The sequence below is a fragment of the Afipia sp. 1NLS2 genome, assembly GCF_000178995.1.
In the GTDB taxonomy this organism is placed as follows: domain Bacteria; phylum Pseudomonadota; class Alphaproteobacteria; order Rhizobiales; family Xanthobacteraceae; genus Afipia.
The window spans coordinates 267395-292995 of sequence record NZ_ADVZ01000005.1; the positions used below are offsets into that span (position 1 = coordinate 267395).

The window sequence follows — 25601 nt, forward strand, 5'->3', positions numbered from 1 at the left end:
AAATCCGCTACGGCAGTTTCATGCGCTCTCTCGTCCTCCGCTCCGCCGCCATCCTGCTCGTGCTGTCCGCCGCGCCGTTCGCGCATGCCGCGGAATGTCCCGGCCATCCCGATGCGCTCGGCACCTCTCGGACGCTGGTGGTCGACCCCACCGAGCACCCGCGCATCGGCACGATGCAATACCCGGAGACGCTACCGCTTGCCGATCATGAGGTGGTGCTGACGTTCGACGATGGCCCCCTGCCCAAGCACACCAAGCCGATCCTCGACATCCTCGCCGCCCAGTGCATCAAGGCGACATTCTTTGTCGTCGGGCAGATGGCGAATGCCTACCCGCAGGAATTGCGCTCGATCCGCGACGCCGGCCACACCATCGGCACGCACACCCAGAACCATCCGCTGCGGATGAACCGGATGTCGATCGAGGAGAACAAGGCCGAGATCGATCAAGGTATCGCCTCGGCTGCTGCGGCCCTCGGCGACCCCACGCAGGTCGCGCCGTTCCTGCGCATTCCCGGCCTGCTTCGCTCCAGCGAGGTCGAGGATTACCTGACCTCCAAAGGTATCCAGACCTGGAGCGCGGATTTCCCTGCCGACGACTGGCACCGCATCTCGCCCGCGCGCGTCACGCAGCTTGCGATCAGCCGCCTCGAGGCCAAGGGGCGTGGCATCCTGCTGCTGCACGACATTCAGGCGCGCACCGAAAAGGCGCTGCCGAACATCCTGCGCGAACTGAAGGCGCGCGGCTATCGCATCGTCCATGTCGTGCCTGCCACGAAGGACCTGCCGAAGACACCGACCGCGCCATGGCAATGGCACCTGCATCCGGTCGAGCCGGTGCTGTCGGCAGCCGACGGCATGCGTTTCCGCTTCGCGCCCCAGCCGCTCCGCGCCGCCGGCAAGACCGCCGCGATGGCTGCGGTGCCGGCGATGGTGCAGTCCTCGCGCAAGGGCGATATCAGCGCGTTGTGGTGGAACGTACACGCTGACGCCGGCGCACAGGATGCGACCGTAGCACTTTTGTCGTCGTCCTCCGCTGCGTTTCAGTTCGGTGAGGACACGCCCAAATCGCCGTATCTGAAGGCAGCCTCGGCATTGCCGCGGGAATAGAGCCCGGCTGAGCGGACGCCGACGGATTTTTCCCCGGGCTGTGGCCTGCGCGCATCTATCGTCAAACCCCGGCTATCATTAAGTTTCTCATCAGGTTGCACTTTCGGGATGGAGCCTGGTGACTCGCCTTGTGCTGATGCTTGTCTGTCTCGTTGCCGGGAGCCTGCCGCTCGCGGCGCAAACTGTTTCGCCCACTGAACCAGCGCCTTCTCTCGAAACCCTGGCCCGTCAGAGCGGCACGCCCGATATTCCCGGCCTCAACATGGTCTGGCTGGTACCGTGGGGCGATCGCGCCGATGCCAACATCTGGCACAACATCGTCGTGCACCGGACTGAAGGTCCTCCCGGATCGGCCTATCGCAATGCGCTGCGTCAGACGCGGGACCCCGAAGGCCGCGGCGCAACGATCTGGGTGGAGACGGACGGCACGGTCTATTGGGCAGTCGGCGAATGGGCGACGCCCAAGCATGTGCGGCTCGGCGGCAACCGCAACGATAATAAATACATCGACAACCGCGAGACCTTTCGCCTGATCCCTAACAACAATTCGATCGGGGTCGAATTCGCGGGCAACTATCCCAATGTCCGCAAGCCGGTGACAGAAGCGCAGATCGAGGCATGGCGAATTCTCGTCCGCGTCTTGCAGGCGCGCTACGGCATTCCGGGCGACCGCATCTTCGCGCACAATTGGGTGGACTATAAGGATCGCCGCTATTGCGAAGGCTGCATGCTCGCCACGATGGCCCGCGCACAAGGCACCGAGATCGCCTTGCAGGGACAACCCCACTAACCGCATTTTCCAGACCGGCGGAGCGGCCTGCCGGAACGGCTGCGGCGGAGGTGTCGCCGACTTCCGCTCCACATAAAAATGACCAACCCCTTGGGGTTGGTCAGGTGGGGTAGAAATACTCGGTCAGATAGATGGAGCCGCGGGCAAGCCCGCGGCTCCGATACGCCTCAGTTAAAGAGCTTCATTGCGTTGATCAGCGTCTGGCTGACGCCTGCAAGCAGAGGGATGCCCACGAAGCCCCACGCCAGTATCAGCAGGAGCGGGCTGGTTTTGGTTTCAGCTTGTTCCATTATCAAGGTCCTTTGAATTCATCATGTTGAGTGCGCTGACAGGAAGCGAGCGATCCGGTTTGAACCGCTCGCTTCCCTTGATGGACGTTTAGCCCCTGGCTGGCACGCCGTCGGGCGTGGCCTCGCCGGCACTCGCCGTGTTCTTCATGTGGTACTTCTTGTCCACGGCCTTGACGCAAGCGTTGGCAATGAAGCCGATCACCAGCAACCCGGCCATGATGTACATGGTGTTGTTGTAGGCTTGCGCCTTCGGAACACCGTGCGTGATGTTGTACTCACGGAGATAGTTGACGATCACCGGACCCGCGACACCTGCCGCCGACCAGGCGGTAAGCAGAATGCCGTGGATGGCGCCGACGTACCGCGTGCCGAACAGGTCACGCAGATAGGCCGGAACGGTTGAGAAGCCGCCGCCATACATCGACACGATGACGAGGAAGCAGCAGACGAACAGGACAACGTTGCCGCTACCACCCGCGAAAGGCACGGTGATGTACAGCACGAAGCCGAGGCACATGAACACGAAGTAAGTGTTCCGGCGGCCGATGTAGTCCGACAGCGACGCCCATGAGAAACGGCCGCCCATGTTGAACAGGCTCATCAGGCCGACAAGGCCGGCTGCAGCAATCGGAGTGATATGACCCGGGAACATTTCCTGGCTCATGGCCGATGCCTGACCGAGCACACCGATGCCTGCCGTGGTGTTGAGGAACAACACAACCCAGACGAACCAGAACTGCGGCGTCTTGATCGCGTCGTACACGAACACATGGTTCGTCGTGACCAGCTTCTTGCTGGCAACCGCCGAGGGCACGTATCCCTCTGGCTTCCAGCCTTCAGCCGGCACGCGGACGATAAGCGCACCCATCATCATGAAGAACAGGTAGACGCAACCGAGCACGACGAAGGTGTTGAACACACCGACATCGGTCGTCGTATGAAACTTGCTCATCAGCCAGACCGACAAAGGCGAAGCAATCATCGCGCCGCCGCCGAAACCCATGATCGCCATGCCCGTCGCCATGCCGGGACGATCCGGAAACCACTTCATCAGCGTCGAGACCGGCGAGATATAGCCGATGCCGAGTGCGCAGCCGCCGATCACGCCGTAGCCGAGATAGATCAGCCAGAGCGTGTGCAGATGGACGCCGAGCGCGGAAATCAGAAAGCCGCTCGCCCAGCAAAGTGCTGCAGTGAACATGGCCTTGCGCGGGCCGCCTTCTTCGACCCACCGTCCGAACACCGCCGAAGAGATGCCGAGAAACAGCATGGCGATGGAGAAGATCCAGCCGAGTTCGGTGAGTTTCCAGTCACCCGGCGCGGACTGGGTGACGCCGAGAAGCTTGGTCATCGGCAGGTTGAATACGCTGAAAGCGTAAGCCTGACCGATACACAGATGCACGCAAAGCGCCGCCGGCGGAATCATCCACCGGCTGTAACCCGGCTTTGCGACTGTTCTTGATCGATCCAGAAATGGAATCCACGCCTTCGAATAAGTCTCCGGCGTATGCATAACTTCAGCCATTATATTTTCCCCTCCCATGGGACGTTGCCCGATCGCATTCAATTATTCGATTGCAAATCACGGAATATTTCCGTTCCCGATACCGCCTTTGACAAACGAATATTCTCGACGGTAATCATCAGCATTTCCGATATGAAATTCGGGCAAGCCGAAACGCCCTGCAAAACAGGGGCTTTATTGAGGAGCTGGGACAGACTCGAAGGTCTTCCGGCCTTTCTTATCAATAAGGCGAATTCCCCTCGCCTCGATTGTGGGGGTGCGGCGAAAGAACTCTGGCATGTCAGTCGATCAGAAATCGCTTTGACAAAGCGATCCGGTTGTCGGTGAATAGCCAGACGGGAAACAAACGAGCGGACAATGGATACCGAACTGGCACGAACCTTTCTCACTGTCGTGACGTCAGGAAGCTTCGTTAATGCGGCGGAACAGCTCCATGTGAGCCAATCCACCGTCAGCACGCGCATTCATGCACTCGAAGAACATCTCGGGTGCGCTCTTTTTGTCCGCAATAAAGCGGGCACTACCCTGACGGCTGCCGGCCGGCAATTCCAGCGTCACGCGACAACGCTTGTCCGGACCGTCGAGCTTGCACGGCATGATGTCGGGCTGCCGCCGGGATTCAGCGGAACGCTGGCGATCGGTGGCCGTATCGGTTTGTGGGAAGAATTTTTGCTGGAATGGCTGCCTGAGATGCAGCGTTGCAGACCGACGATTTCGATTCGGGCGGAGAGCGGAGTCGAGGCTGACATCATGCAGGGATTGATCGAGGGCCGTCTCGACATCGGCGTGATGTACACGCCGCAAAGCCGTCCCGGACTCAAAATCCAGCAATTATTCGAAGAACGGCTGGTGATGGTTGGCAGCACACCAGGCAGACCGCCCGTTCCGCAATCCGATTACGTGTATGTCGATTGGGGGCCGGAGTTCTACACCCGCCACAATACATGCTTCCCGGATTTCACCGGCGCGCCCCTCGTCGCGAATATTGGCTGGCTCGGGCTGCAGAACATTTTGAAAGGCGGCGGCGCAGGCTATTTTCCGGCCCGGATGGTCTGGCCTTATGTAAAGGAAGGCAAACTCCACATTGTCGAGAATGCGCCGGAGTTTTTCATGCCGGCTTATGTCGCCTTTGCAGTCGAACACGACGAGCACGTCATCAATGATGCTCTCAGCATCATGCATCGTATCGCGAGCCAAAATCATGGCGCCAGCAACCCGACTCATGTTCTGAAGCGGACGCGTCAAAAACCGGTCCTCGTCCCCTGAAGCATCCTTTTCGCGCAACGCGCCGAGATCGCGCTGCAAGAACGTCCAATTGAGCGATACGATATTCGCTCGACAGTGATACGCGGCGGCAGCCTCGCGCTTCCGCCGCAGCTTTCACAAGGCAGGATCGCATGCGCGGAGGAACAGGCACCTAGTCGTCGAGGATGAACGTCAGATTCATGTTCACGCGGAAACCGATAATGTTGCCGTCCTTGACTTGAACATTCTGTTCCTTGATCCAGGCACCCTCAATGTTGCTGACTGTCTTTCCCGCGCGTTTGATGCCCTCGGTAATTGCGTCCTCAAAACTTTTCTTCGACAACGACGTGATTTCGATGACCTTGGCGACCGACATCCGCAGCTCCTGTTTCAACGTCAAAAACGGGCTAACAGGCTGGGGACTGAAAAGGTTCCCCTTGGATCGGGCTGAGGTAACGATGCCGCAGGGAGGCGAGCGGCGGTTCTCGCCGTACACACGCGCGCCAGGTCTGTCTTGCAGGAGATGACAGAGCCGCCCGGGCGTTACGCCGTGCGGCTCTCTCATGCGGCTGTCGGCTCAAGTTCCGATTCCACCGCAATCTGAGAGCAATGCTGCGCGGCGCTGGTTAACAAAACACTAACGCGATCCGCCGCATTTGAGGAATCCGTTCCCCCGTCAGGGGTTTCCCACCATGCGCTCCCACGCACCCCTTAAGGATAATGGCAGGCTTCACCGAACGATAATGCGAAGATTGCTAGTGTCCCGAGCAATCTTGCTCAAACATCGATGAAGACATTCATGCGCGCGGCTGCGATCGAACACCCTTCTTCAAGTCACCACGCGACGGATGATCTGCATATGCAGATCGATTCCCTGTCCGACACCGACTGGCATGCGGCTCTCGCCAAATTTTCCGACATCCATTACGAGCAGACCGCCCTGTTCGGGGCCGGACAGCGCGGTGAGACATCGAGTCATCTGCTCGCGACGGAAAACGGAGAGCCGGTATTCGGCGCGCGCGTCGGGATTTACGCGGTGCCGGTGCTCAACCGTGGACTGGCGCTGGTGCGCTTCGGGCCGTTCTGGCGTCGCGCCGACGAGCCGCTCGATCGCGAACGCTACAAGGTCGCAATCCAGGCGCTGATCGATGAATACTGCACGCGCCGGAAGCTCTATCTGATCGTACGCCCGCGCGCGCACCCCGACATTTACCCCATCGAGTCGGAAACCCTCACCGAGATGGGACTATACCCCGGAGAAACCACCGAGCTTGCCCGCTATGTCGTCGATTCCTCGCTCGGCGAAGACGAACAGCGCAAGAGCCTCGGCCAGCAGTGGCGTCGCAATCTGAAAGCCGCGCTCGCCAACAACCTCGATATCCAGATCGGCCGAAGCGAAAACGACGTCGCCAGATTCCAGTCCGTCTATGCGGAAATGGTCGATCGCAAGCACCTCGTCTATCCCGGCATCAATCTTGTCGATCTGATGCCCCAACTGACAAACCTGCCCGACGCAATGCGGATGCGCGTGGCGCTTGCCTATCACGAAGGCAAACCTGTCGCAGGCCTCGCCTTCGCGGTGAACGGCGATGTCGGCTATTACGTGTTCGGCGCGAGCAACGACATCGCCACCGAACTGAAGGCAGGATATGCCTTGCAGTGGAGCGTGCTGAACTGGTTGCGCGAGAATTCACCCGTCAAGTGGTACGAGCTGGGCGGCCCGGGCGATCCCGGCATCAAGCAGTTCAAGAAAGGCTTCGCGGGCAAGCGCGGCATGCTGCTTCCGATTCAGGAATTCCACTATTGCCCAGACATGGTGGCGCGCAGCGTGGTGACGATGCTGTTCGTTGCACGCAACATGCGCAACACCGTGCAGCGCTGGCGGCGCGGCAACTGAGCAACGCGCATCAATCGCTCTCGATTACGATCCTCCGAGGCGACGCGACCAGTCTTCGGTCCGGCCTGATGACAACCGCGCTTCCGCCAGGCGTCGCCAGTTGTCCGGCAGGCCGGGCAACTGCGCAAGCTCGGCGAGCGCTAAGCGATTCATCCTGTCGTGATAAAGCAGATGCGAGGTGCGGTTGAGCGTCCATGCCGGATGCGGCCGCGTCACCAGCGCGCCCCGATCGCCTGCCGCGATCAGCCCCGGCTCGATCACGCGAAAGTACCAGCCGGTGCGCCCGCTCTCCTGCACGCGCCGCGCCATGTCGGCCACGTCGAAACGCAGATTCAGCTTCCAGCATGGCTGGCGGCCCTGACTGACCTCGACCAGCGCCGAGCCGATGCGCCAGCGATCGCCCAGACAGACGTCGGCTTCGCTCGCGCCACCGATGACGAGATTTTCCCCGAACGCGCCCGGGCGAAAGCGTTCCGCCTGCGCGGGCAGTTCATCCGCCCAACCGGATAAATGCGTCACTGCGTAGGCGTGGATCGCCTTGTCCGGTCCGCCGTGATGCTTCCGGTCCGCCTGCTCATCTCCATCGAGACCGAGAGGACCGGCCGCAAGCGCGCCAGCGACCTTGTGTTTATCGATGGCGCTCAGCGCCCCTGCCATACCGAGTGGTTTGGGGCGGCCGATGCGCAGTTCGAGAATGTCAAAACCGGCCATGTCTGTGCCCGTTCTTGTGAAGTGGCCGCGCGAATCGGAACACGCCCAACCACGCCGCAAAGTGCGGGCGAAGGCCGGAAAATACCAGTCAAATCAATGGGAATTTTGGGCTGGTGCGCTCGGAGGGACTCGAACCCCCACGATTTTACTCACTGCCACCTCAAGGCAGCGCGTCTACCAATTCCGCCACGAGCGCTTTGCGACTGCCCCCGGAACAAGGCCCGGGCGGGCCGAAACGGCCCCGTCACGGCCGCCGATGTAACAAATGGATCATGCCGGGACAAGGGCTTGCACCAGCTCGGCCCACAATCTCGAATTCTTGCAACAAAGCCTTCAAAACCGAGGTTTTTAGCCCGGAAAGCGATGACCGCGCCGTCCCGCCCTAGCGCTGGTCCGCCGTTTTCGGCAGCATCCGCTTCACCTCGACGGCGATGCGGTTGCGATTCACAACAACCGCCCCGGAGGCGACCGGCAGGTTGTTGGCCAGCACCTTGACCTCATCCTGCTCGGTGGCATCAAGTTCGATGATGGCCCCGCGGCTCAGCCGCATGACCTGGTGAATCGGCATCCTGGTGGTGCCCAGAACCACCATGAGATCGACGGAAACGTTATCGATTGTCGCCACTGTACCTGACCCGGAAAGACTACTTTTTCCAGATCACCACGCTATGGTGAACCAATGGTTAACGTCCGCGATACCCTTGCCTCATCGCCATTTTCCGCCACGCCGGGGGCCGTCATCGAGTGGCGGGTGACGGATTCGCTGGTCGATTACGAAGAGGCGCTCGCCGCCATGCAGGCGCGCGCGGCCGCGATCGCCGACGGCACCGCGCCGGAACTCGTCTGGCTGCTGGAACACCCCCCTCTTTATACTTCCGGCACCAGCGCCAGGCCCGGCGATCTCGTCGATGCCCGCTTCCCGGTGTTCGCCACCGGCCGCGGCGGGCAATTCACCTATCATGGCCCCGGCCAGCGCGTGGTCTATCTGATGCTGGATCTGAAGCGGCGGCGGCCGGACGTGCGCGCCTATGTCGCCAGTCTCGAACAGCTCATCATCACGACGCTCGCAGCCTTCAACGTGCGCGGCGAACGGCGGGAAGATCGCGTCGGCGTCTGGGTGAAGCGGCCCGAGAAGGGTGACGGCTATGAGGACAAGATCGCGGCGATCGGCGTGCGGCTGAAGCGCTGGGTGTCGCTGCACGGTATCGCCATCAACGTCGAACCGGAGCTGTCGCATTTCACCGGCATCGTCCCGTGCGGAATCGCAGATCCGCGTTATGGCGTCACCAGCCTCGCCGATCTTGGCCTGCCGGTGACGATGCACGATGTCGATATTGCACTTCGGCAGGCGTTCGAGGACGTCTTCGGCGCCCTCGAACCGGCGCAGCCTGAAGTTGCGGATTGATCGTCCCGGTCTTTAACCGGGATAAGGCGAGCGGGCGCAGAGCTTGTTGCCGTCGGGATCGCGCAGATAAGCGAGATACACTTTCTTGCCAGCCGATTCGCGGACGCCCGGAGGATCTTCAGCGGTCTTGCCGCCATTCGCCACGCCAGCCGCGTGCCATGCATCGACCAGCGCCGGGCTTTTGATGCTCAGGCCGATGGTGCCGCCATTGGCGAAACAAGCCGGCTGGCCGTTGATCGGCTTGGTGACAAGAAAACGCGCGCCGCCGTCGCTGTAGGCAAGCCGACCCTTCGCATCGACCGTCCCGGCGGTGCCGCCGGCTGCGGTGAAGATGGCGTCATAGAATTTCTTGGACGCTTCGATGTTATTCGAACCGACCACGACATGGCTGAACATGACAAAACCCTCAATTATGATGGATGAAATGATCTACCGGAAACGCACATATTGATGCAAGGGTCGTGAGACGAGACTTTGCCGGAAGCCATGTTCGCGCCCCGATGAGTCGGGATGCAAATTGACGCAGGCGTTCGGAAAAGCTCTCGCCTTCCCGACCCGGCCTGCGCCAAGCGGCTTCATACCGCCAACTGATACGGCGGAATCCAGAGCTTCTTCGCGATATAGCGCCGCTCCTGCGTCAGCCCGCCGAACCCATAGGCATCCGCGCGCACTTCATGCACGTGAACATAGCTCTCGGTGTGCAGCGGGCCCAGCAGTTCGCCGAACCGCTTGAACGTCGCGGCGATGAACTCGGCCTTCTCGTCCTTGGTGTTGGTGCCGTCGGTGATGTGGATGTCGAGCCAGACGCTGGCGAGCTTCTGCTCGGCGAGCGAGCGGCCACCGGCGAACCAGTCGGACGCCTCGACCGTCTGGACGATGATCGCGGTCACCTTCGGGTCCTTCTGCAGGATTTTGGACGACAATTCGCTGACGGCCGCGGCGATCTCCGCCTTTGAGGGAGAAACGTCCTTGGTCGATGAATACTGAACGGTGATGAGGGGCATGGTCGTCTCCTTGAATTGCTGCCTCGTTGACAACAGGAAGCTAGACCCGCCCGTATGATTTTGGTATCTTATCTAATCTGATATCAATGATAACATATATTGATGATGCCATGAGCACGCTCGACATCGAAACCGTCCAGGCCTTTCTGCTGGTGGCGGAATTGCAGAACTTCACCCGTGCCGCCGAGGTGCTGGGCACCACGCAGGCCGCGGTCTCCATGAAATTGCAGCGGTTGGAGGCGACGCTGAACAAGCGCCTCGTGGAACGCTCGCCGCGCGCCGTCCGGCTGACCGCCGAAGGCATGACCTTCCAGAAAGACGCGAAAGCCCTGATCGATGCGCACGACCGCGCGTTGAACGGCTCGCAGGCCGTGCGCAAACAACTCGCGCTTGGTTTCAGCGATCATGCCGCTGGTCCCGAACTTGTGCCGATCATGGAACGGCTGCGGTCGCTTTCGTCCTCGCTCACGATCACCGTGCAGATCGGCTTCTCGCACGACCTGCTCGATGCGTTCGATTCGGGCACGCTCGATGCGGTGATCGTGCGGCCGGAAGGCAGCCATCGCGGCGGCGAGAAACTGACCGAGGATGAATTCGGCTGGTTCGCCGCGCCATCGTTCAACTGGGCTGTGGGCGAACGGCTTCCCATCGCCACGCTCGCGCCTTCCTGCGGCGTTCGCGCCATTGCCGTGCGCGCGCTCGACAAGGCGAAGCTGCCATGGACGGAAACCTTCATCGGCGGCGGCGTCACGGCGGTCGTCGCGGCTGCCGAAGCCGGCCTCGGCGCCGCTCCGCTTGCCCGCCGCATCGCCCCGCCCGGACTGATCGATATCGGCGCGACCTACAAATTGCCGAAACTCGGGAGATCGAAAGTGATGCTCTATTCAAGAGTGAGCGACGCCGCGCAACTTGCGGCGCTGCGCACCATCTCGGCCGCTTTCCGCAAGATCGTGCTTGCTGCGTAATTCTTTAGCGCCTGCGGGCTCCGACATCGTCGAGCCGCTCCGCTGGCGTCTCGTCCTCCTCTGGCTTCGCAAGAGGCGTGATTATGATCGCAGCCACTTCGCGGTTCGCGCCTTTGATTCCCCACAGGGAGAGCTGTACGGGAAAGGTCCAGCGATGGGCGCGCGGAACTTTCTGCACGATCTGCGTCATCCACTGATCGCAGGCGGCATCGGTCACAAAACAGATGGCGCTCCAGCCTTTTGCGAAGGTGCTGTCGCGCGGCATGCCCCAGATATGCTGATAGGCAAAAGGACGGCTGTAGACGGGATGATCCGGGCTGTAGAACGCCGTGGCGAAAGCCAACCCGTCATCGCCGCTGACACGCGCAAGCGGCGTTTCGGAAGCCTCATGCCACGCAGCCGTCAGCCTGTCGGAAGCCTCACGATAAAAATCCCGGCCGCCCGGATTGGGGTTGGCGTTCCGATAAAGCGCATACAACGGCGACGCAAGGAACGCACACAGAAACAGGCCGCCCACCATGGTCGCAAGGTTGACCGTTTCGACGCGGGGAATCTCGAAACGCAGCGCGCACACCGCAATCAACAGAACGAAGAACAGGCCCTGGAAATGCCACGTCGCCGGCAGATCGCTGTCGAGCATCACGACGAGCAGCATCGGCAGGATGAAGCTCGTGGCGAAAATCAGCAGCAACAGAAGCAAACCGGGTGAAAGATGCCTCAGGTTGCGTCCCCACTCCCGCCATTGCGAACGGAGCATCACCGCAAGGCTGATGGCTGGCAGGAGCAGATAGGCCGCATTGGTGAGAGCAAAAACGGCAGCGTCCTTGATCGAGTGGACACCCTTCCGATCAATATGCATCTCTACGGCGTAGTGAAAGGGCCCGAAATCATTCTCCCACAACCAGTAGATATGCGGCGCGATCCCGGCCAGTCCGCACACCAGCGAAATCCACGGCGCTTTTGAGCGCAGATATCGTGCGCGGTCGGGGTGAAGAATGCCGGCGACCACAAATCCTGCGAGGAGGAAGATCGAATAATATTTGCCGAGCATCGCCAACGCGCACGAAAAGCCCGCCGCTGCCGCCCAGCCTGCCGTGCGCTCCTCGAATGAACGCAGAAAGCAATAGGTCGCCAGCGGCCACACCGCGAGCAGCACACTGTTGGCGTTGAACTTCTCGGCATGGAATTGATAGACCGGCGTCAACAGCAGCAGGAACAGGATCACGGCCCGCTTGTCGCCGCGCACGAAGCGGCGCGCAATCAGATCCACCGCGAACAGCGCCAGCCCGGCGTTGGCCAGCGCCAGCAGACGAAACGACCAGTCCGTCAGCGGAAAGATATCCATCCAGCCGTGAGCCACCCATCCCATCAGCGGCGGATGCTTCCAGAATCCCCAGGCGAGGTGCCGCCCCACGGACCACGTCTCCAGAACGTCCATGTGCAGATTGCCGTGGATGCAGGCGATGCAGAAAATCAGCGTCGAGAGCGCGACGAAGCCAAGGAGCAACGCCGGAATGGACCAGCCGGTCTCGATGCCGTCGAGCCAGCAGGCAATGCCTGCCCGGACGCCACGGAAGCGGGGAGCCAAAAGCGGAGGAGTGTCCACGACAGCCAACAAATAAAGGAATATCGTCCCAGTGCTAGATGCTTCGCGGCGGCTTGACAAGCTGCCTTCGATTTTAGCCCTCACATTCCCTTAAATCGTTGGCAGGCCAGCAAAACCCCCTTCCGCTCCGTGAAGCCGCAATTCGTCCTCCCGCGCCTCTCGCTCCTCGACCCGGCGGACGTGGGCGAAAGACGGGCCATGGCGGCACGCTTCAGCCATCGCGGCGACGGCCTGCGGCGATCCGGCGATCAACATTTCGACCTCTCCGCCCCGGCGGTTGCGCACCCATCCCTCCACCCCGAGACCCTCGGCGGTGTCCTGCGCCCAGGCCCGGAAGCCGACCCCCTGCACCCGGCCATGAATGAGAAGATGCCTGATCGTCCGCGCCATCAGCGGTCCCGTTTGTTCTGTGTGAGGCCCCGCGCCTGTAACAAGACTGTCATGGAGAGAACCTACACCGGACGCGCTTGTTTTCATCCCCTCAGGAGAATTTCATGCGCGCCCGCGTTTCGCTGCCGCTCAGCCTTGCCATTGCCGGTCTGCTGTCTGCCTTTTCGTCCGCAAGCCATGCCGCCAACGCCACGCCGCACAATCTGATCCTGTTTGTGCCGGATGGCCTGCGCGCACTGAAAGTCACGCCGGAGACCGCGCCCGCGATGGCAGCGCTGCGCGACACTGGGGTTAACTTCAAGAATCCCCACTCGCTGTTTCCGACCTTCACCATGCCGAACTCCTCGGGCATGGCGACCGGGCATTACCTCGGCGATACCGGCATCTACAGCAACACGATCTATTCCGGATATCCGGTCGGCGCCGCGCACGGCAGCATGACGCCGTTTCTGGAAAACGATCCGATCCTCGGCGACGTCGATGACCATTTCGGCGGCAATTATCTGAACGAGGAAACGATCCTCGCGAGCGCCCGCCGCGCCGGATTCTCCACTGCCGCGATCGGCAAGCTCGGCCCCACGCTGATGTTCGATCACACCGAGCGCAGCGGCGCCAAGACCATTGTCATTGATGACCAGACCGGCGCATCGAAGGATGGCAAGGATCTCGGCATTCCGCTCTCCGACGAAATCAGGAAGGCAATCGAAGCCGCGAACCTGCCGCTGAAAACGCCATCGCGCGGCGACAACGGCAAGGCTGGCAGTTCCGAGAAACCCGGCACCACCATCGCCAACGTCGACCAGCAGCAATATTTCACCGATGTTGTGACGAAAGCGGTGCTGCCGATGTTCAAGGCGCGCAACAAGCCGTTCGTGCTGGTGCTGTGGTCGCGCGATCCCGACGGCACGCAACACAATCAGGGCGACAGCCTCGGGCAGTTGACGCCCGGCATCAACGGCCCGACCTCGCTCGCCGCGATCAAAAATGCCGACAACAACCTCGCGCAGGTCCGGCAAGCGCTGAAGGATCTGGGTCTCGATGCCAGCACCAACATCGTCGTCTCGGCCGATCACGGGTTCTCGACCATCTCGAAGGACAGCACGACCAGCGCCGCCGCCAAGGGCGAGTATAAAGATGTTCCCAAAGGCCAGTTGCCTCCGGGCTTCGTCGCGCTCGATCTCGCCAGGGCGCTCGATCTTCCGCTGCTCGACCCCGACAGCAACAACGCACCCGTCGCGGCGAACACCTATCCCCGCCTCGGCAACGGCCTGCTCGGCAAGGACGCTGCGCATCCCGCCGCAATCGTCGCGGCCAATGGCGGCTCGGACCTCGTTTACATTCCGGGAACCGGCAGGAAAGGCAAAAAGGCGAACAAGGCGCTGGCGCGCAGGATCGTCGCAGCACTTTTGAAGCAGGATTACGTCAGTGGCCTGTTCGTGCATGACGAGCTTGGCCGCATTCCGGGCACGCTGCCGTTGTCCGCCATCAATCTGAAGGGTGCGGGCGTCACGCCGCATCCGGCCATCGTCATCAACTTCCGGTCCTACGCCACCGATTGCGGCGATCCGCTATTGTGCGGCGTCACCGTCTGCGACACGCGCCTACAGCAGGGACAAGGCATGCACGGCAATTTCAGCCGCGCCGACACCATGAACTTCATGGCGGCGATCGGTCCCGACTTCAAAACCGGCTATGTCGATGCCCTGCCCGCCAGCAACGCCGATGTCGGCATGACGATCGCGCAGATTCTCGGCCTGCGTTCGACAGCCAATGGCGGACTGATGGGCCGTGTGCTCTCGGAAGCGATCCCGAACGGCATCACGCCGAAGGCCGCCGTCACCAGCCGGCTGATGTCAAAGCCGAGCGATAACGGGCTGCGGACCGTGGTGCAGTATCAGCGCGTTCTTGGTCAGCGTTATTTCGATGTCGCGGGTTTCCCCGGCCGCACGCTCGGGCTTGATCCGGTCGATACCGCCGAGAAATCAAACAAGAAGCACGCCAACGCAGCGCGCTAACTGCCTGTCGCCATTTCTGGCGACTTCAAAAAAGAAAACGCCGGATCGGCTGAACCGATCCGGCGTTTTTTGTCATTCGAAATAGCGCGGCGCTTACGTCGCGAGGTCGATCACAGCCGGGAGCGCAGCCACCAGCGGCAACGTCGCGGCCCCGATCAGGCAGGCAGCGACCAGCGTTTTCAGGACGCGGTTGCTGCGGCGCTTGCCGCGCATCTGCGCCGCGATCCACTCCAGCACTTCGACATTGACGCCCACCGCAGTGGTCGGCGCCCAGCTCTCGATTGCGGTGCCCGGCTGCAGCGCGACCGAGCGCGGCGGCACCGGCAAGCCGGAAGCAGCGGCGGCGTGATGGACCACGGCCTTGGCGAGGAGATCGTCGAACCGGCCATCGTCGGAGCGATCTGCACCAGCTTCGCCGATCTGAAAAAGCGTTTCGACTTCGGCCCGGCTGACCGGAATGTCGCGCACCCCAGCCGCGGTCAGGATGCGCGCGCACCAGGCGGCGTCATCGGCGTCGAGCGAACGGGAGAAATGAATGCGGCCCAGCGTGGTCGGCCCCTCGCCGGTGATCACCCCGTCCCGTACCATGCCCAGCGCGCTGACGGCGGAGGCCCTGGCGGCATCGCTTTGCAGCGTTTCAACCTGACGGATGAGTTCGGAGAGATCGGCGGGGCTGTCCTGGATAGACATGGTACTAACTCGCTGGGTACTTCCGTAGCATTTGCTGACGGGGCTTAACGTTGCGTTAATGAACGCCGGGGCGGCATTCGTTAGTCGCCGGGCTTGCTTTTTGGTCACACTCACCGGCGGTCAGGTTCATTTCCCAAACCGGATAGGCGCACGTGGGGCGCTGCCGGGGCTAATTCAGGGCATTTGAATAAAAACACGCAGTCGTGTTGTTTCAAATTGTTACGCACGACTAGAATGGCCTTGCTCCGATCGAGCGGAGAGAAGAAGGATATTGTCCTTTTTGCCGCACCATTTCGTTTATGTGGCGGGAGGCCTATATCCAAAGGGCCTTTTTCAAGAACCCACGACATGAGGACGTCACGATGACTTTATCGATTGGTGCCAAGGCCCCCGATTTCGAAGCTGAGAGCACCGAAGGCCATATCAGCTTCCACAAATGGCTCGGCGATAGCTGGGGCCTGTTCTTCTCCCACCCGAAGGATTTCACGCCGGTCTGCACGACAGAGCTCGGCGCTGTCGCCCGCCTCAAGCCGGAGTTCGACAAGCGCGGCGTCAAGCTGATCGGCATTAGCGTCGACCCGACCGACAAGCATCACCTGTGGGCCAAGGACATCGAGGAAACGCAGGGCGTCGCTCCGAACTACCCACTGATCGCGGACGTCGATTTCAAGGTCGCCAAGCTCTACGGCATGCTGCCGGAAAGCACCTCCGGCGACGTCAACAAGCGCACCCCGGCCGATAACCAGACCGTGCGCAACATCTTCGTGATTGGCCCGGACAAGACCATCAAGACGGTCCTGATCTACCCGATGAGCACCGGCCGCAACTGGCAGGAAGTGCTGCGCATCATCGACTCGCTGCAGCTCACCGCCAAGCACGGCGTCTCGACCCCTTCCGACTGGAAGCAGGGCGACGACGTGTTCTTCTCCGCCGCAGTGCCGGAAGAAGAAGCCAAGAAGAAATTTCCGAAGGGCTGGAAGTCACCGAAGCCCTACTTCCGCATCGTCGAACAGCCGAAATAACGGCAGCGAACTCGAGACAAAAAGGGACGCTTCGGCGTCCCTTTTTTATTTTTGGACTTTAACGGTACAGTCCTAGCCTGTCTCATTACAGGTAAAGCCGACCACCGATGAATGCACCCGCCGCCACCGCCATCGTCTGGTTTCGCGACGATCTGCGCCTGTCCGACCACGCCGCCCTGATCGCGGCAAGAGATGCCGGGGCCACCCTGATCTGTCTCTACGTCCTCGACGATACGGAAACCGGAAAGCATGGCCCTCGCTCCCTCGGTGCCGCCGCGCAATGGTGGCTGGCGAATTCTCTTCGCGCGCTCGACACAGACCTGAAAAAGCTCGGCCAGCACCTCGTGCTTCGCAGAGGCGATGCCCACGAGGTTTTGCCGAAACTTGCGCGCGAAGCGAATGCAAAAGCCGTGTTCTGGATCGACAGCGAGGTCTCGGCGGAGGCTGCACGCGCCCGCGACGTCGCCGAGGCTCTGAAAGAGATCGGCGTCGAAGTCCATGTCAGCGCGAGCGATCTGCTCGCGTCTCCGCAAAGCATCCGCAACAAAGAAGGCCACGGCTTGCGTGTGTTCACGCCGTTCTGGAAGCGCGTGCGGGCGCAAGGCGAGCCACCCCGCCCACTTGCCGCGGTCAGGAAACTGCCGCCGCCGGTCGTATCGCTCAAAAGCGAAAATCTGGAAGACTGGCAACTCGAGCCCACGCGCCCAGACTGGGCGGGCGGCTTCAGGGAAACATGGACGCCGGGCGAAGCCGGTGCGCACAGGCGGCTGCACGATTTTCTCGACGGCGCGATCAAGGGCTATGCGGAGGGCCGCGATTTTCCCGGCAAGGATCACGCCTCGCATCTGTCGCCGCATTTGCGGTTCGGCGAAATCTCGCCCCGCCAGGTGTTTCATGCCGCGCGCTTCGCCGCCGAACGGCATCCCGCGCTGTCCCGCGATATCGAGAAATTCCTCTCCGAACTCGGCTGGCGGGAATTCTGCCGCCATCTGCTGTTCGATCATCCCGATCTGCACCGGCACAATCTGCAATCCTCGTTCGACGATTTTCCTTGGCGGCGCGATGCGAAGGCGTTGCGCGCCTGGCAGCAGGGTCGCACCGGCTACCCTATCGTCGATGCGGGAATGCGCGAGCTCTGGCACACCGGCGCGATGCAGAACCGCATCCGCATGGTGACGGCTTCGTTTCTGGTCAAGCACCTGCTGCTCGATTGGCGCGACGGCGAACAGTGGTTCTGGGACACGCTGGTCGATGCCGATCCCGGCAGCAATCCCGGCAACTGGCAATGGGTCGCGGGCTGCGGCGCGGACGCCGCACCCTACTTCCGCATCTTCAATCCCATTTTGCAGGGCGAGAAATTCGATCCGGACGGAGCCTATGTCGCTCGCTGGGTGCCGGAGCTTTCGAAGCTGCCGCCTGCGCTCATCCACAAGCCTTGGGAGGCCACGCCGATGGAGCTTGCGGCGGCAGGGGTCACGCTCGGCAAGACTTATCCCGAGCCGATTGTCGATCACAAAGACGCGCGCGAGCGGGCGTTGGCGGCTTACCGCAGAACCCGGCGCTAGCTGCCCGGCGAAACCTCGGGCCTTCGGTCTGGCTTGTTCACCAGAAACACGCCGGCGGCGCAGATCGCCATGCCGACGATGCCGAGAACATCGAGCCGCTCGTTGAACAGCACATAGGCCATGAGCGCCGTGGTCGCGGGCACGAGATAAAACAGGCTTGCGACCTGCGTCGCCGCTGCGCGGCGGATCAGCCAGTACAGCACGCTGATCGAACCGATCGACAGCGCGACCACAAGCCAGCTCACGCCGAGGATGAATTCCATGCTCCAGTTCACCACGCGCGTCTCGAACAGCCACGCGCCGATGGCGTAGAGAATGCCGCTGGTGACGAACTGGATGGTGTTGCCGGTGCGCCAGTCGATATTGCCGCAAAAGCGCTTCTGATAGAGCGTGCCGATGGTGATGCTGACCAATGCCACGCAGGTTGCGAACCAGCCCCACCCGACCTCGCCCGTCATCGGACGGGATTTCAGCACCAGCAGCACGCCGACAAGACCGAGCAGCAGCCCGCCCCATTGCAACGGCGTCACGCGCTCGCCGAGCCAGCGGTTGGCGAGCGTCGAGGTCAGGATCGGCTGCAACCCTGGAATCAGTGCCGACAATCCGGCCGGCACATGGTGATAGATCGCGATCGACACGCCCGCGAGATAGAAGCCATGGATCAGAAGGCCCGCGACCGCGCTGTGCGCGGCCTCCCTCGGGCTCGGCCATTTCGGCCGCCAGATCGCGATGATGATCGCGAGCAGCACCACGACATAGGCCATGCGGATGGTGAGAAAGGTCAAGGGCTCCGCGCCCGAGACGGCATACTTCGTGCCGATGAAGCCCGAGCTCCACAGCACGACAAATACCGCTGGCGCAGCGCGCGCGGCCAGATCGTCCCATCTCTGATTCATTTGCCGTCCTGATTGCCCGAACCTATGCTGGGAGGCAATCAGCCAATTTGCGGGGCGTCCTGCCCCCGCGTAACAAAAGCGTCATCCCCCTACCTACTCCAAGGATCTTCGATATGGACGTTCGCGCCGCTCTCGCCATCGCCGCCGGAAAACCGCTGGAAGTGACCACCGTGCAACTCGAAGGCCCGCGCGAGGGCGAAGTCATGGTCGAGATCAAGGCGACCGGTATCTGCCACACTGACGAATTCACGCTGTCCGGCGCGGACCCCGAAGGGCTCTTTCCCGCCATCCTCGGCCATGAAGGCGCTGGCATCGTGGTCGATGTCGGCAAGGGTGTGACCAGCGTGAAGAAGGGCGATCATGTCATTCCGCTCTACACGCCGGAATGCCGCCAGTGTCCCTCCTGTCTGTCGCGCAAGACCAACCTCTGCACCGCGATCCGCGCGACGCAGGGTCAGGGCCTGATGCCGGACGGCACCTCGCGCTTCTCGTTTCAAGGCAAGCCGGTGCACCACTACATGGGCACCTCTACATTCGCGAATTACACCGTGCTGCCGGAAATCGCGGTTGCCAAAATCCGCGAGGACGCGCCCTTCGACAAGGTCTGTTATATCGGCTGCGGCGTCACCACCGGCATCGGCGCGGTCATCAACACCGCCAAGGTCGAGCAAGGCGCAAAGGCCATCGTGTTCGGCCTCGGCGGCATCGGCCTGAACGTGCTGCAAGGACTGCGGCTTGCGGGCGCCGACATGATCATCGGCGTCGACCTCAACAACGACCGCAAGGCGTGGGGCGAACGCTTCGGCATGACGCATTTCGTCAACCCGAAGGAAATCGGCAAGGACCTCGTGCCCTATCTCGTCGATATGACCAAATCCGGCGCGGACCAGATCGGCGGCGCGGACTACACTTTCGATTGCACCGGCAATGTCACGGTGATGCGACAGGCGCTGGAGGCCTGCCATCGCGGCTGGGGCCAGTCGATCGTAATCGGCGTTGCCCCCGCAGGCGCTGAAATCTCGACCCGCCCGTTCCAGCTTGTGACAGGCCGCACCTGGAAAGGCACCGCCTTCGGCGGCGCGCGCGGCCGCACCGACGTGCCGAAGATCGTCGACTGGTACATGCAGGGAAAAATCCAGATCGATCCGATGATCACCCATGTGATGCCGCTCAACGACATCAACAAGGCGTTCGATCTGATGAAACGCGGAGAATCGATCCGCGGCGTGGTGACGTTCTGATTGCAGGCAACGGCATGGGCGACTCCGCGAAATCCTCTCCTCTCGCGCTCGTGGCGACGGATGTTCCGCCTCGCACGAAACCATCGAATTATCCCGAGCCGTTCTTTTCACGCATGTTGAAGCGCGAGAAACGTCAGCTCGGCGATCAGTTCGGCCTGAAGAACTTCGGCGTGAACCTGACGCGGCTGTTTCCCGGCGGCGAATCCGCGCTCCTGCACCGGCACACCAAACAGGACGAGTTCATCTACATCCTCGAGGGGCGGCCTACCCTCGTCACCGACGAAGGCGAGGTTGAACTCGAACCCGGCATGTGCGCGGGCTTTCCGGCTGCGGGCCGCGCGCACCAGCTTGTCAATCGTACGGCCGCCGACGTGGTGTATATCGAGATCGGGGATCGCACAGCGGGCGATGAAGGTTCCTATCCCGTCGATGATCTTCAGGCGAAGATGACTGCATCCGGCAAATGGATATTTACCCACAAGGACGGAACGCCGTACGATTAGCGCCAATCCGATACAAAGCCACGCAGGAACGAGAGGACCCTAAATGAAGTCCGTCATCGCCCCCGCAGCCGTTGCGACTTTTTTCTGGAGCGCCGCGATCGCGCCCGCCTCCGCCCAAGCCGTCGCCGTTCAGGCGGGCTTCGACTGCGCCAGGGCCGAAGCACCGATCGAGAAACTCATCTGCGGCAATCCCACCCTCGCCATGCTCGACCGCGAAACCACCCGCGTGCTCACATTGACGCGCGAGGATGCAAGCGTCTCGCAGCCGAACATTCTCAAGGATCAGGACAGCTGGCTCAAGCAGCGCAACGAATGCATGACCTCCACAGACAAGGAGCGGTGCCTCGCGGACTCCTATGTCGGCCGGATCAGCGCGCTGCGCGCGGTTTCACGTGCTGTCCGGGCGGCAAAAGCCGGCATCAGTCTCGGGCCGTTCAACGCCGTCTGCGACAACGGCAACACATCGCTGACCGTGGTGTTCGTGAACAGCAAGCCCAGCTACGCCTATGTCGCGGGCCGGAAGGACACCATCGTCCTGAAGCAGGCGCTGTCCGGGTCCGGTGCGCGTTATGAAGCGCAATATCCGAAAGGTCAGGCCCGGCTGTGGAACAAGGGCAATGCCGCGCAGATCGCGCTACCGGGCGGCAAGGACATGGGCTGCACGATGACGCCGGCCGGCAAATAGGCCGGATCAGAAATCTTCCGGGCACGGATCGGCGATCTTCCACAGGTCCGGTCCGTTCTTGATCTTCTTCATGGTGGTGGTGAGCCCGCCATTGCGACGAATCCAGTCCTTCACCGGCTGCGGATAGTACGACATCAATTCCGATGTCCCCTCCACGCTCGTCACCTTGATGCCGAAGGTGAAGGACTTGTCGTAATAGGCCTCGTGCAGCCCGATGCTGGCACGCGGCGTCACGCAGATCTTGCTGTTCGGCACAATGCCGAACACCAGCGTGCAGGCGGAATTGCAAACGCCGTCGATGACGACGCGCTCACCCTTGGCGCGGATACGCTCGTACTTGGCCTTGTATTCCTCGACATAACCACCGTGGTCGCGCGTGATGCGCAACGTCGCGTGCGCAGGCGCAGCGCCTGCGGCAACGACCGCCAAAACCAGAAACGACAGACCGCGCATCAAGGAAACGATTCCACCCCGCCGTGCGAACGCCACGGCAAATGACGACAGGACTCTGGCGGGAGTGTGTTTGCATTCCGTTAATCATGCCTGCTTGCCGCAACGGCGCAGGGCAATGAAAACGCTGGAGAAATTTCCGCTCCCCGGCCCGGAGGCACCAAGGTTTGCTTAACGAAAGGTATCCGCATCGCAAATTAACCGGGCTTTTGGATCAAATTTTCAGAAAGTTCCCGGTGGTAGAAGACTTCCCGTGACCTTGAATAACAAGGGAGGAAGCAATGGCTGTTTTCAAACGGGAATCGCGCAAGGCGCGTCATCAAACACAGCTCGGCGCCTGGCTGACTCTCGATGGCGGCTTTGCCAAGCGGCCATGCACCATTGTCGATTTGTCCGCCACCGGCGCCCGCCTCTCGGTCCAGAACGGCGGCAAGCTCGGCAGCAAGATCGCGCTCGCGCTGACCATGGATGTGCGCAAGCTCACCCCCTGCCGCCTCGTCTGGCAGCGCGGCAACGAGATCGGCGTGGAGTTCGTCCATGTGGCGGGCTGACACGCAACCTGAATGCTAGTCTTCGGTCGCCTTGAAGCGGCTCATATTTTTCAGCACGAAGGGGACGATCAGCGCGATCAGCGCGATGCCCAGCAGCGTCGCCGAGATCGGGCTTTGCACCAGCGTCATCGGATCTCCCAGGCTGATCGATAGCGCGCGCCGCAACTGGCTTTCCGCAAGCGGACCGAGAATCAATCCCACCACCACGGGCGCGATCGGAAAATCGTAGCGCCGCATCAGAAAGCCCATCACGCCAAAGCCCGTCAGCATGGTCAGTTCGACCACCGAGGGTTTCGCGGCAATCGTACCCATGGTCGCGAACACGAGAATGCCGGCGTAAAGCCATGGCTGCGGTATAGCGAGCAGCCGGACCCATAGGCCGACCAGCGGCAGGTTCAACACCAGCAGCATCGTGTTGGCGATAAACAGGCTCGCGATCAGGCCCCACACCAGATCGGGCCGTTCGGCGAACAACAGCGGTCCCGGATTCAATCCGTATTGCTGGAAGCCCGCCAGCATCATCGCCGCCGTCGCCGATGTCGGCAGGCCAAGCGTCAACAGCGGCACCAGCGTGCCGGCAGCGGACGCATTGTTCGCGGCCTCCGGCCCGGCGACGCCCTCGATCGCGCCCTTGCCGAATTCCTCCGGATGCGCGGTCAGACGGCGCTCGGCCGAATACGACAGGAAGGTTGGAATTTCAGCCCCGCCCGCCGGCAACGCGCCGATGGGGAAGCCAAAGCCGAAGCCGCGCAGCCATGGTTTCCATGAACGCTTCCAGTCTTCCTTGGTCATCCAGAGCGAGCCGCGCACGGCCTCGATCTTCTCCTCTGCCTGATGCCGCCGCGAAACGACATAAAGTGCCTCGCCGACCGCGAACAGGCCGACCGCCAATGTCGTCACCTCGACGCCGTCGAGCAGTTCCGGAACACCGAACGACAGCCGCGGCTGCCCGGTCAGTTTGTCGATGCCGACAAGGCCGAGAGTCAGACCGATGAACAGGCTGGTCAATCCGCGCACCGGCGAGTCGCCGAACGTCGCCGAGACGGTGACGAACGCCACCACCATCAGGGCGAAGTAATCCTCTGGGCCGAACTTCACCGCGATATCCACGAGGTAAGGCGCGACGAATGCGAGGCCGATCGTCGCCAGCGTTCCCGCCACGAACGATCCGATCGCAGCGGTCGCCAGCGCCGGGCCGCCGCGACCGGCCTTGGCCATCTTGTTGCCTTCGAGCGCCGTCGCCATCGAGGCACTTTCGCCCGGCGTGTTTATCAGGATCGCCGTGGTTGAGCCGCCATACATGCCGCCATAATAGATGCCAGCGAACATGATCAGCGAACCGCCCGGATCGAGCTTGTAGGTCACCGGCAGCAGCAGCGCGACAGTGAGCGCGGGGCCGATGCCCGGCAACACGCCGACCGCCGTTCCGAGGAACACGCCGATCAGCGCAAACAGGAGGTTCATCGGCTGCAGGGCAACGACCATGCCGTGAGCCAGCGCGGCGAATGTATCCATGCCAACGATCCTTGGCTGATGACCTAGAACAGGCGCTCGATCGGGCCCGCGGGAAGGCTGAGAGTGAGGAGACGGCTGAAGGCGATATAAATGATGGTGCCGATGACGAAGCCGATGGCGAGATCGGCGAGGATGGCGCGCCGGCCAAACGCGGTGGCGGTTGCCGCGAACAGCACGGTCATCGCGGGAATGAAGCCGCCGCCCAGACCGATGATCGCAATCATCGCCGCGAGGCCCGCGAGCACCAGCCCGACAGGACGGAAATCCATGTGCTCGCGCGCGGGAAAGTCGCCACGGAGCGCATTGACTAGATTGCCGATCGCCAGCACGCCAAGACCCGCCGCGATCACAAGCGGTATCGCTTCCGGACCCATGCCGTAAGTGACATTCGCCTGAATATGCATCGCGTCGAAAGCGATCACCAATGCAAGCAACACCAACGCTGCCGCAATGGCGACGCCTGCCCGATCCACCCCGCGCCGCGCGGGTTTCGTCTCCTGCGCGCCGCTGTCCATGATCATGACTTCAGGAGCCCAATGGACTTCAGAACCCCGTTCACGCGCACCGCCTCCTTCTTCAGGAAATCGGCGAACGCATCGCCGGGCAGATAAGCATCCTCCCAGCCCTTCTGGGCCAGCACTTCCTTCCATGCCGGCGACTTCACAAGACGGTCGATGGCGTCCGCCAGAACCTTCTTCTGCTCGGGCGTGATGCCGGGCGGAGCGACGACCGAACGCCAGTTGGCGAGAACCAGATCGATCCCCTGCTCCTTGAAGGTCGGGATGTCGATGCCGGGCCGTCGCTCGCTCGAAGTGATACCGATGGCGCGCAACTTGCCCGACTTGATCTGGCCTTCGTACTCGCTATAGCCGGAGATGCCCGCCGTTACCTTGCCGCCGAGGATCGCGGCGAGCGATTCACCGCCGCCGGAAAACGGCACATAATTCACCTTGGCCGCGTCGGCGCCGACGGAGCCAGCGAACAGCGCCGCCATGATGTGGTCGATGCCGCCGGCCGAACCGCCCGCGAACGTCACCTTTGCGATGTTCGCTTTCAGCGCATCCCCGAGATCCTTCAAATTCTTGATCGGCGAATTGGCTGGAACGACCATCACCTGATACTCATCGGTGAGCCGTGCGATCGGCGTCACCTGATCGAGCGTGACCGGCGACTTGTTCATCGCCAGCGCGCCGACCATGACGAAGCCGTTCACCATCAACTGGCTGCCGTCGCCCTTCGCTGAATTGACGAACTGCGCGATGCCGACCGAGCCACCGGCGCCGCCGACATTGGTGACCTGCACGCTGCGGGCGATGCCTGCGGCGACCAGCGCCTGCTGCATCGAGCGCGCGGTCTGATCCCAGCCGCCGCCCGGATTGGCCGGCGCCATGATCTTCAGTTCGAGCGGCTGCTGCGCATGGGCCGGGACCGCGAGAATTCCCAGGCAGGCGACACCGGCCGCGCCAAGAAAATATCTCCGGGTCGGGTTTCGACCAGACTTCATGGGTGTTCCTCCCTGTCGCGACCGCGC

28 protein-coding genes and 1 tRNA gene are annotated in these 25601 nt (G+C 61.9%); 13 read left to right on the plus strand and 16 right to left on the minus strand.

Features of this window, described 5'->3' with window-relative positions:
• The first annotated feature begins 20 nt into the window (after positions 1-20).
• Both AFIDRAFT_RS17435 and AFIDRAFT_RS17440 read left to right on the plus strand, forming a co-directional pair.
• The gene (locus AFIDRAFT_RS17435) at positions 21-1109 is read left to right on the plus strand and encodes a polysaccharide deacetylase family protein (RefSeq protein WP_009340967.1); all 1089 of its coding nucleotides are present in this window, start codon (positions 21-23) and stop codon (positions 1107-1109) included.
• 118 nt (positions 1110-1227) lie between these two features.
• Positions 1228-1899 carry a peptidoglycan recognition protein family protein gene (locus AFIDRAFT_RS17440; protein ID WP_009340968.1) on the plus strand — a complete coding sequence of 224 codons (672 nt, stop codon included), beginning with the start codon at positions 1228-1230 and terminating at the stop codon, positions 1897-1899.
• 167 nt (positions 1900-2066) lie between these two features.
• Here AFIDRAFT_RS17440 and AFIDRAFT_RS20380 read toward each other — a convergent pair whose 3' ends face one another.
• Both AFIDRAFT_RS20380 and AFIDRAFT_RS17445 read right to left on the minus strand, forming a co-directional pair.
• Entirely contained in the window at positions 2067-2189 is a 123-nt protein-coding gene (locus AFIDRAFT_RS20380; protein ID WP_009340969.1) for an MFS transporter small subunit, read from the minus strand.
• Positions 2190-2277: 88 nt separating this feature from the next.
• Positions 2278-3714, minus strand: coding sequence for an L-lactate MFS transporter (locus AFIDRAFT_RS17445; RefSeq protein ID WP_009340970.1), 1437 nt, complete (start codon positions 3712-3714; stop codon positions 2278-2280).
• Positions 3715-4071: 357 nt separating this feature from the next.
• Between AFIDRAFT_RS17445 and AFIDRAFT_RS17450 the strand changes: the two genes are divergently transcribed.
• On the plus strand, positions 4072-4980 hold the full coding sequence (locus AFIDRAFT_RS17450) for a LysR family transcriptional regulator (RefSeq protein WP_009340971.1): 909 nt from the start codon (positions 4072-4074) through the stop codon (positions 4978-4980).
• Between the two features lie 151 nt (positions 4981-5131).
• Here the strand turns inward: AFIDRAFT_RS17450 and AFIDRAFT_RS17455 are convergent, their stop codons facing one another.
• Positions 5132-5335 carry a dodecin family protein gene (locus AFIDRAFT_RS17455; RefSeq protein ID WP_009340972.1) on the minus strand — a complete coding sequence of 68 codons (204 nt, stop codon included), beginning with the start codon at positions 5333-5335 and terminating at the stop codon, positions 5132-5134.
• Between the two features lie 483 nt (positions 5336-5818).
• On the opposite strand from AFIDRAFT_RS17455, the gene AFIDRAFT_RS17460 reads away from it, so the two are divergent.
• On the plus strand, positions 5819-6856 hold the full coding sequence (locus tag AFIDRAFT_RS17460) for a lipid II:glycine glycyltransferase FemX (protein WP_009340973.1): 1038 nt from the start codon (positions 5819-5821) through the stop codon (positions 6854-6856).
• A gap of 24 nt (positions 6857-6880) precedes the next feature.
• On the opposite strand, the gene AFIDRAFT_RS17465 is transcribed toward AFIDRAFT_RS17460, so the two are convergent.
• The 3 genes from AFIDRAFT_RS17465 to AFIDRAFT_RS17475 form a co-directional block, all read right to left on the minus strand.
• A complete protein-coding gene (locus AFIDRAFT_RS17465; RefSeq protein WP_009340974.1) occupies positions 6881-7567 on the minus strand; it encodes an MOSC domain-containing protein in 687 nt (228 codons plus the stop codon).
• Positions 7568-7678: 111 nt separating this feature from the next.
• Positions 7679-7763: transfer RNA gene (locus tag AFIDRAFT_RS17470), tRNA-Leu, on the minus strand.
• 186 nt (positions 7764-7949) lie between these two features.
• A complete protein-coding gene (locus AFIDRAFT_RS17475) occupies positions 7950-8192 on the minus strand; it encodes a FliM/FliN family flagellar motor switch protein (RefSeq protein WP_009340975.1) in 243 nt (80 codons plus the stop codon).
• A gap of 54 nt (positions 8193-8246) precedes the next feature.
• On the opposite strand from AFIDRAFT_RS17475, the gene lipB reads away from it, so the two are divergent.
• On the plus strand, positions 8247-8972 hold the full coding sequence (gene lipB / locus AFIDRAFT_RS17480) for a lipoyl(octanoyl) transferase LipB (RefSeq protein WP_009340976.1): 726 nt from the start codon (positions 8247-8249) through the stop codon (positions 8970-8972).
• A gap of 12 nt (positions 8973-8984) precedes the next feature.
• Here the strand turns inward: lipB and AFIDRAFT_RS17485 are convergent, their stop codons facing one another.
• Positions 8985-9368 (minus strand): VOC family protein, encoded by a 384-nt coding sequence (locus tag AFIDRAFT_RS17485; RefSeq protein ID WP_009340977.1) that lies wholly within the window; start codon positions 9366-9368, stop codon positions 8985-8987.
• Positions 9369-9547: 179 nt separating this feature from the next.
• Positions 9548-9976 carry a tautomerase family protein gene (locus AFIDRAFT_RS17490; protein ID WP_009340978.1) on the minus strand — a complete coding sequence of 143 codons (429 nt, stop codon included), beginning with the start codon at positions 9974-9976 and terminating at the stop codon, positions 9548-9550.
• A 110-nt stretch (positions 9977-10086) separates the two neighbouring features.
• Here AFIDRAFT_RS17490 and AFIDRAFT_RS17495 point away from each other — a divergent pair, with 110 nt between their 5' ends.
• The gene (locus tag AFIDRAFT_RS17495) at positions 10087-10941 is read left to right on the plus strand and encodes a LysR family transcriptional regulator (protein ID WP_009340979.1); all 855 of its coding nucleotides are present in this window, start codon (positions 10087-10089) and stop codon (positions 10939-10941) included.
• Positions 10942-10945: 4 nt separating this feature from the next.
• On the opposite strand, the gene AFIDRAFT_RS17500 is transcribed toward AFIDRAFT_RS17495, so the two are convergent.
• Complete coding sequence (locus AFIDRAFT_RS17500; RefSeq protein WP_009340980.1) at positions 10946-12547, minus strand: glycosyltransferase family 39 protein; 1602 nt, start codon at positions 12545-12547, stop codon at positions 10946-10948.
• Between the two features lie 90 nt (positions 12548-12637).
• Positions 12638-12937: an acylphosphatase gene (locus AFIDRAFT_RS17505; RefSeq protein ID WP_009340981.1), complete on the minus strand. Its 300-nt coding sequence runs from the start codon at positions 12935-12937 to the stop codon at positions 12638-12640.
• Positions 12938-13041: 104 nt separating this feature from the next.
• Between AFIDRAFT_RS17505 and AFIDRAFT_RS17510 the strand changes: the two genes are divergently transcribed.
• A complete protein-coding gene (locus AFIDRAFT_RS17510) occupies positions 13042-14952 on the plus strand; it encodes an alkaline phosphatase family protein (protein ID WP_009340982.1) in 1911 nt (636 codons plus the stop codon).
• Between the two features lie 93 nt (positions 14953-15045).
• Here AFIDRAFT_RS17510 and AFIDRAFT_RS17515 read toward each other — a convergent pair whose 3' ends face one another.
• Complete coding sequence (locus tag AFIDRAFT_RS17515; protein WP_009340983.1) at positions 15046-15642, minus strand: hypothetical protein; 597 nt, start codon at positions 15640-15642, stop codon at positions 15046-15048.
• A gap of 362 nt (positions 15643-16004) precedes the next feature.
• Here AFIDRAFT_RS17515 and AFIDRAFT_RS17520 point away from each other — a divergent pair, with 362 nt between their 5' ends.
• Both AFIDRAFT_RS17520 and AFIDRAFT_RS17525 read left to right on the plus strand, forming a co-directional pair.
• Positions 16005-16664, plus strand: coding sequence for a peroxiredoxin (locus tag AFIDRAFT_RS17520; protein WP_009340984.1), 660 nt, complete (start codon positions 16005-16007; stop codon positions 16662-16664).
• A gap of 107 nt (positions 16665-16771) precedes the next feature.
• On the plus strand, positions 16772-18229 hold the full coding sequence (locus AFIDRAFT_RS17525; RefSeq protein WP_009340985.1) for a cryptochrome/photolyase family protein: 1458 nt from the start codon (positions 16772-16774) through the stop codon (positions 18227-18229).
• On the opposite strand, the gene AFIDRAFT_RS17530 is transcribed toward AFIDRAFT_RS17525, so the two are convergent.
• Entirely contained in the window at positions 18226-19125 is a 900-nt protein-coding gene (locus tag AFIDRAFT_RS17530) for a DMT family transporter (protein ID WP_009340986.1), read from the minus strand. The genes AFIDRAFT_RS17525 and AFIDRAFT_RS17530 overlap by 4 nt on opposite strands.
• A 113-nt stretch (positions 19126-19238) precedes the next feature.
• Between AFIDRAFT_RS17530 and AFIDRAFT_RS17535 the strand changes: the two genes are divergently transcribed.
• From AFIDRAFT_RS17535 to AFIDRAFT_RS17545, 3 genes are read left to right on the plus strand one after another with little or no spacing between them, the layout of a single operon-like run.
• On the plus strand, positions 19239-20366 hold the full coding sequence (locus AFIDRAFT_RS17535) for an S-(hydroxymethyl)glutathione dehydrogenase/class III alcohol dehydrogenase (protein WP_009340987.1): 1128 nt from the start codon (positions 19239-19241) through the stop codon (positions 20364-20366).
• 14 nt (positions 20367-20380) lie between these two features.
• The gene (locus AFIDRAFT_RS17540) at positions 20381-20869 is read left to right on the plus strand and encodes a cupin domain-containing protein (RefSeq protein WP_009340988.1); all 489 of its coding nucleotides are present in this window, start codon (positions 20381-20383) and stop codon (positions 20867-20869) included.
• Positions 20870-20912: 43 nt separating this feature from the next.
• On the plus strand, positions 20913-21554 hold the full coding sequence (locus tag AFIDRAFT_RS17545; RefSeq protein ID WP_009340989.1) for an MliC family protein: 642 nt from the start codon (positions 20913-20915) through the stop codon (positions 21552-21554).
• Positions 21555-21560: 6 nt separating this feature from the next.
• Here AFIDRAFT_RS17545 and AFIDRAFT_RS17550 read toward each other — a convergent pair whose 3' ends face one another.
• Positions 21561-22007: a hypothetical protein gene (locus AFIDRAFT_RS17550; protein WP_009340990.1), complete on the minus strand. Its 447-nt coding sequence runs from the start codon at positions 22005-22007 to the stop codon at positions 21561-21563.
• Positions 22008-22285: 278 nt separating this feature from the next.
• On the opposite strand from AFIDRAFT_RS17550, the gene AFIDRAFT_RS17555 reads away from it, so the two are divergent.
• A complete protein-coding gene (locus tag AFIDRAFT_RS17555; protein ID WP_009340991.1) occupies positions 22286-22555 on the plus strand; it encodes a PilZ domain-containing protein in 270 nt (89 codons plus the stop codon).
• A gap of 15 nt (positions 22556-22570) precedes the next feature.
• Here the strand turns inward: AFIDRAFT_RS17555 and AFIDRAFT_RS17560 are convergent, their stop codons facing one another.
• The 3 genes from AFIDRAFT_RS17560 to AFIDRAFT_RS17570 are packed head-to-tail and all read right to left on the minus strand — an operon-like array spanning position 22571 to position 25574.
• On the minus strand, positions 22571-24070 hold the full coding sequence (locus AFIDRAFT_RS17560; RefSeq protein WP_009340992.1) for a tripartite tricarboxylate transporter permease: 1500 nt from the start codon (positions 24068-24070) through the stop codon (positions 22571-22573).
• Between the two features lie 23 nt (positions 24071-24093).
• On the minus strand, positions 24094-24591 hold the full coding sequence (locus AFIDRAFT_RS17565) for a tripartite tricarboxylate transporter TctB family protein (protein WP_009340993.1): 498 nt from the start codon (positions 24589-24591) through the stop codon (positions 24094-24096).
• On the minus strand, positions 24588-25574 hold the full coding sequence (locus AFIDRAFT_RS17570) for a Bug family tripartite tricarboxylate transporter substrate binding protein (protein WP_009340994.1): 987 nt from the start codon (positions 25572-25574) through the stop codon (positions 24588-24590). Before AFIDRAFT_RS17570 ends, AFIDRAFT_RS17565 begins: the two co-directional genes overlap by 4 nt.
• Between the last annotated feature and the right edge of the window lie 27 nt (positions 25575-25601).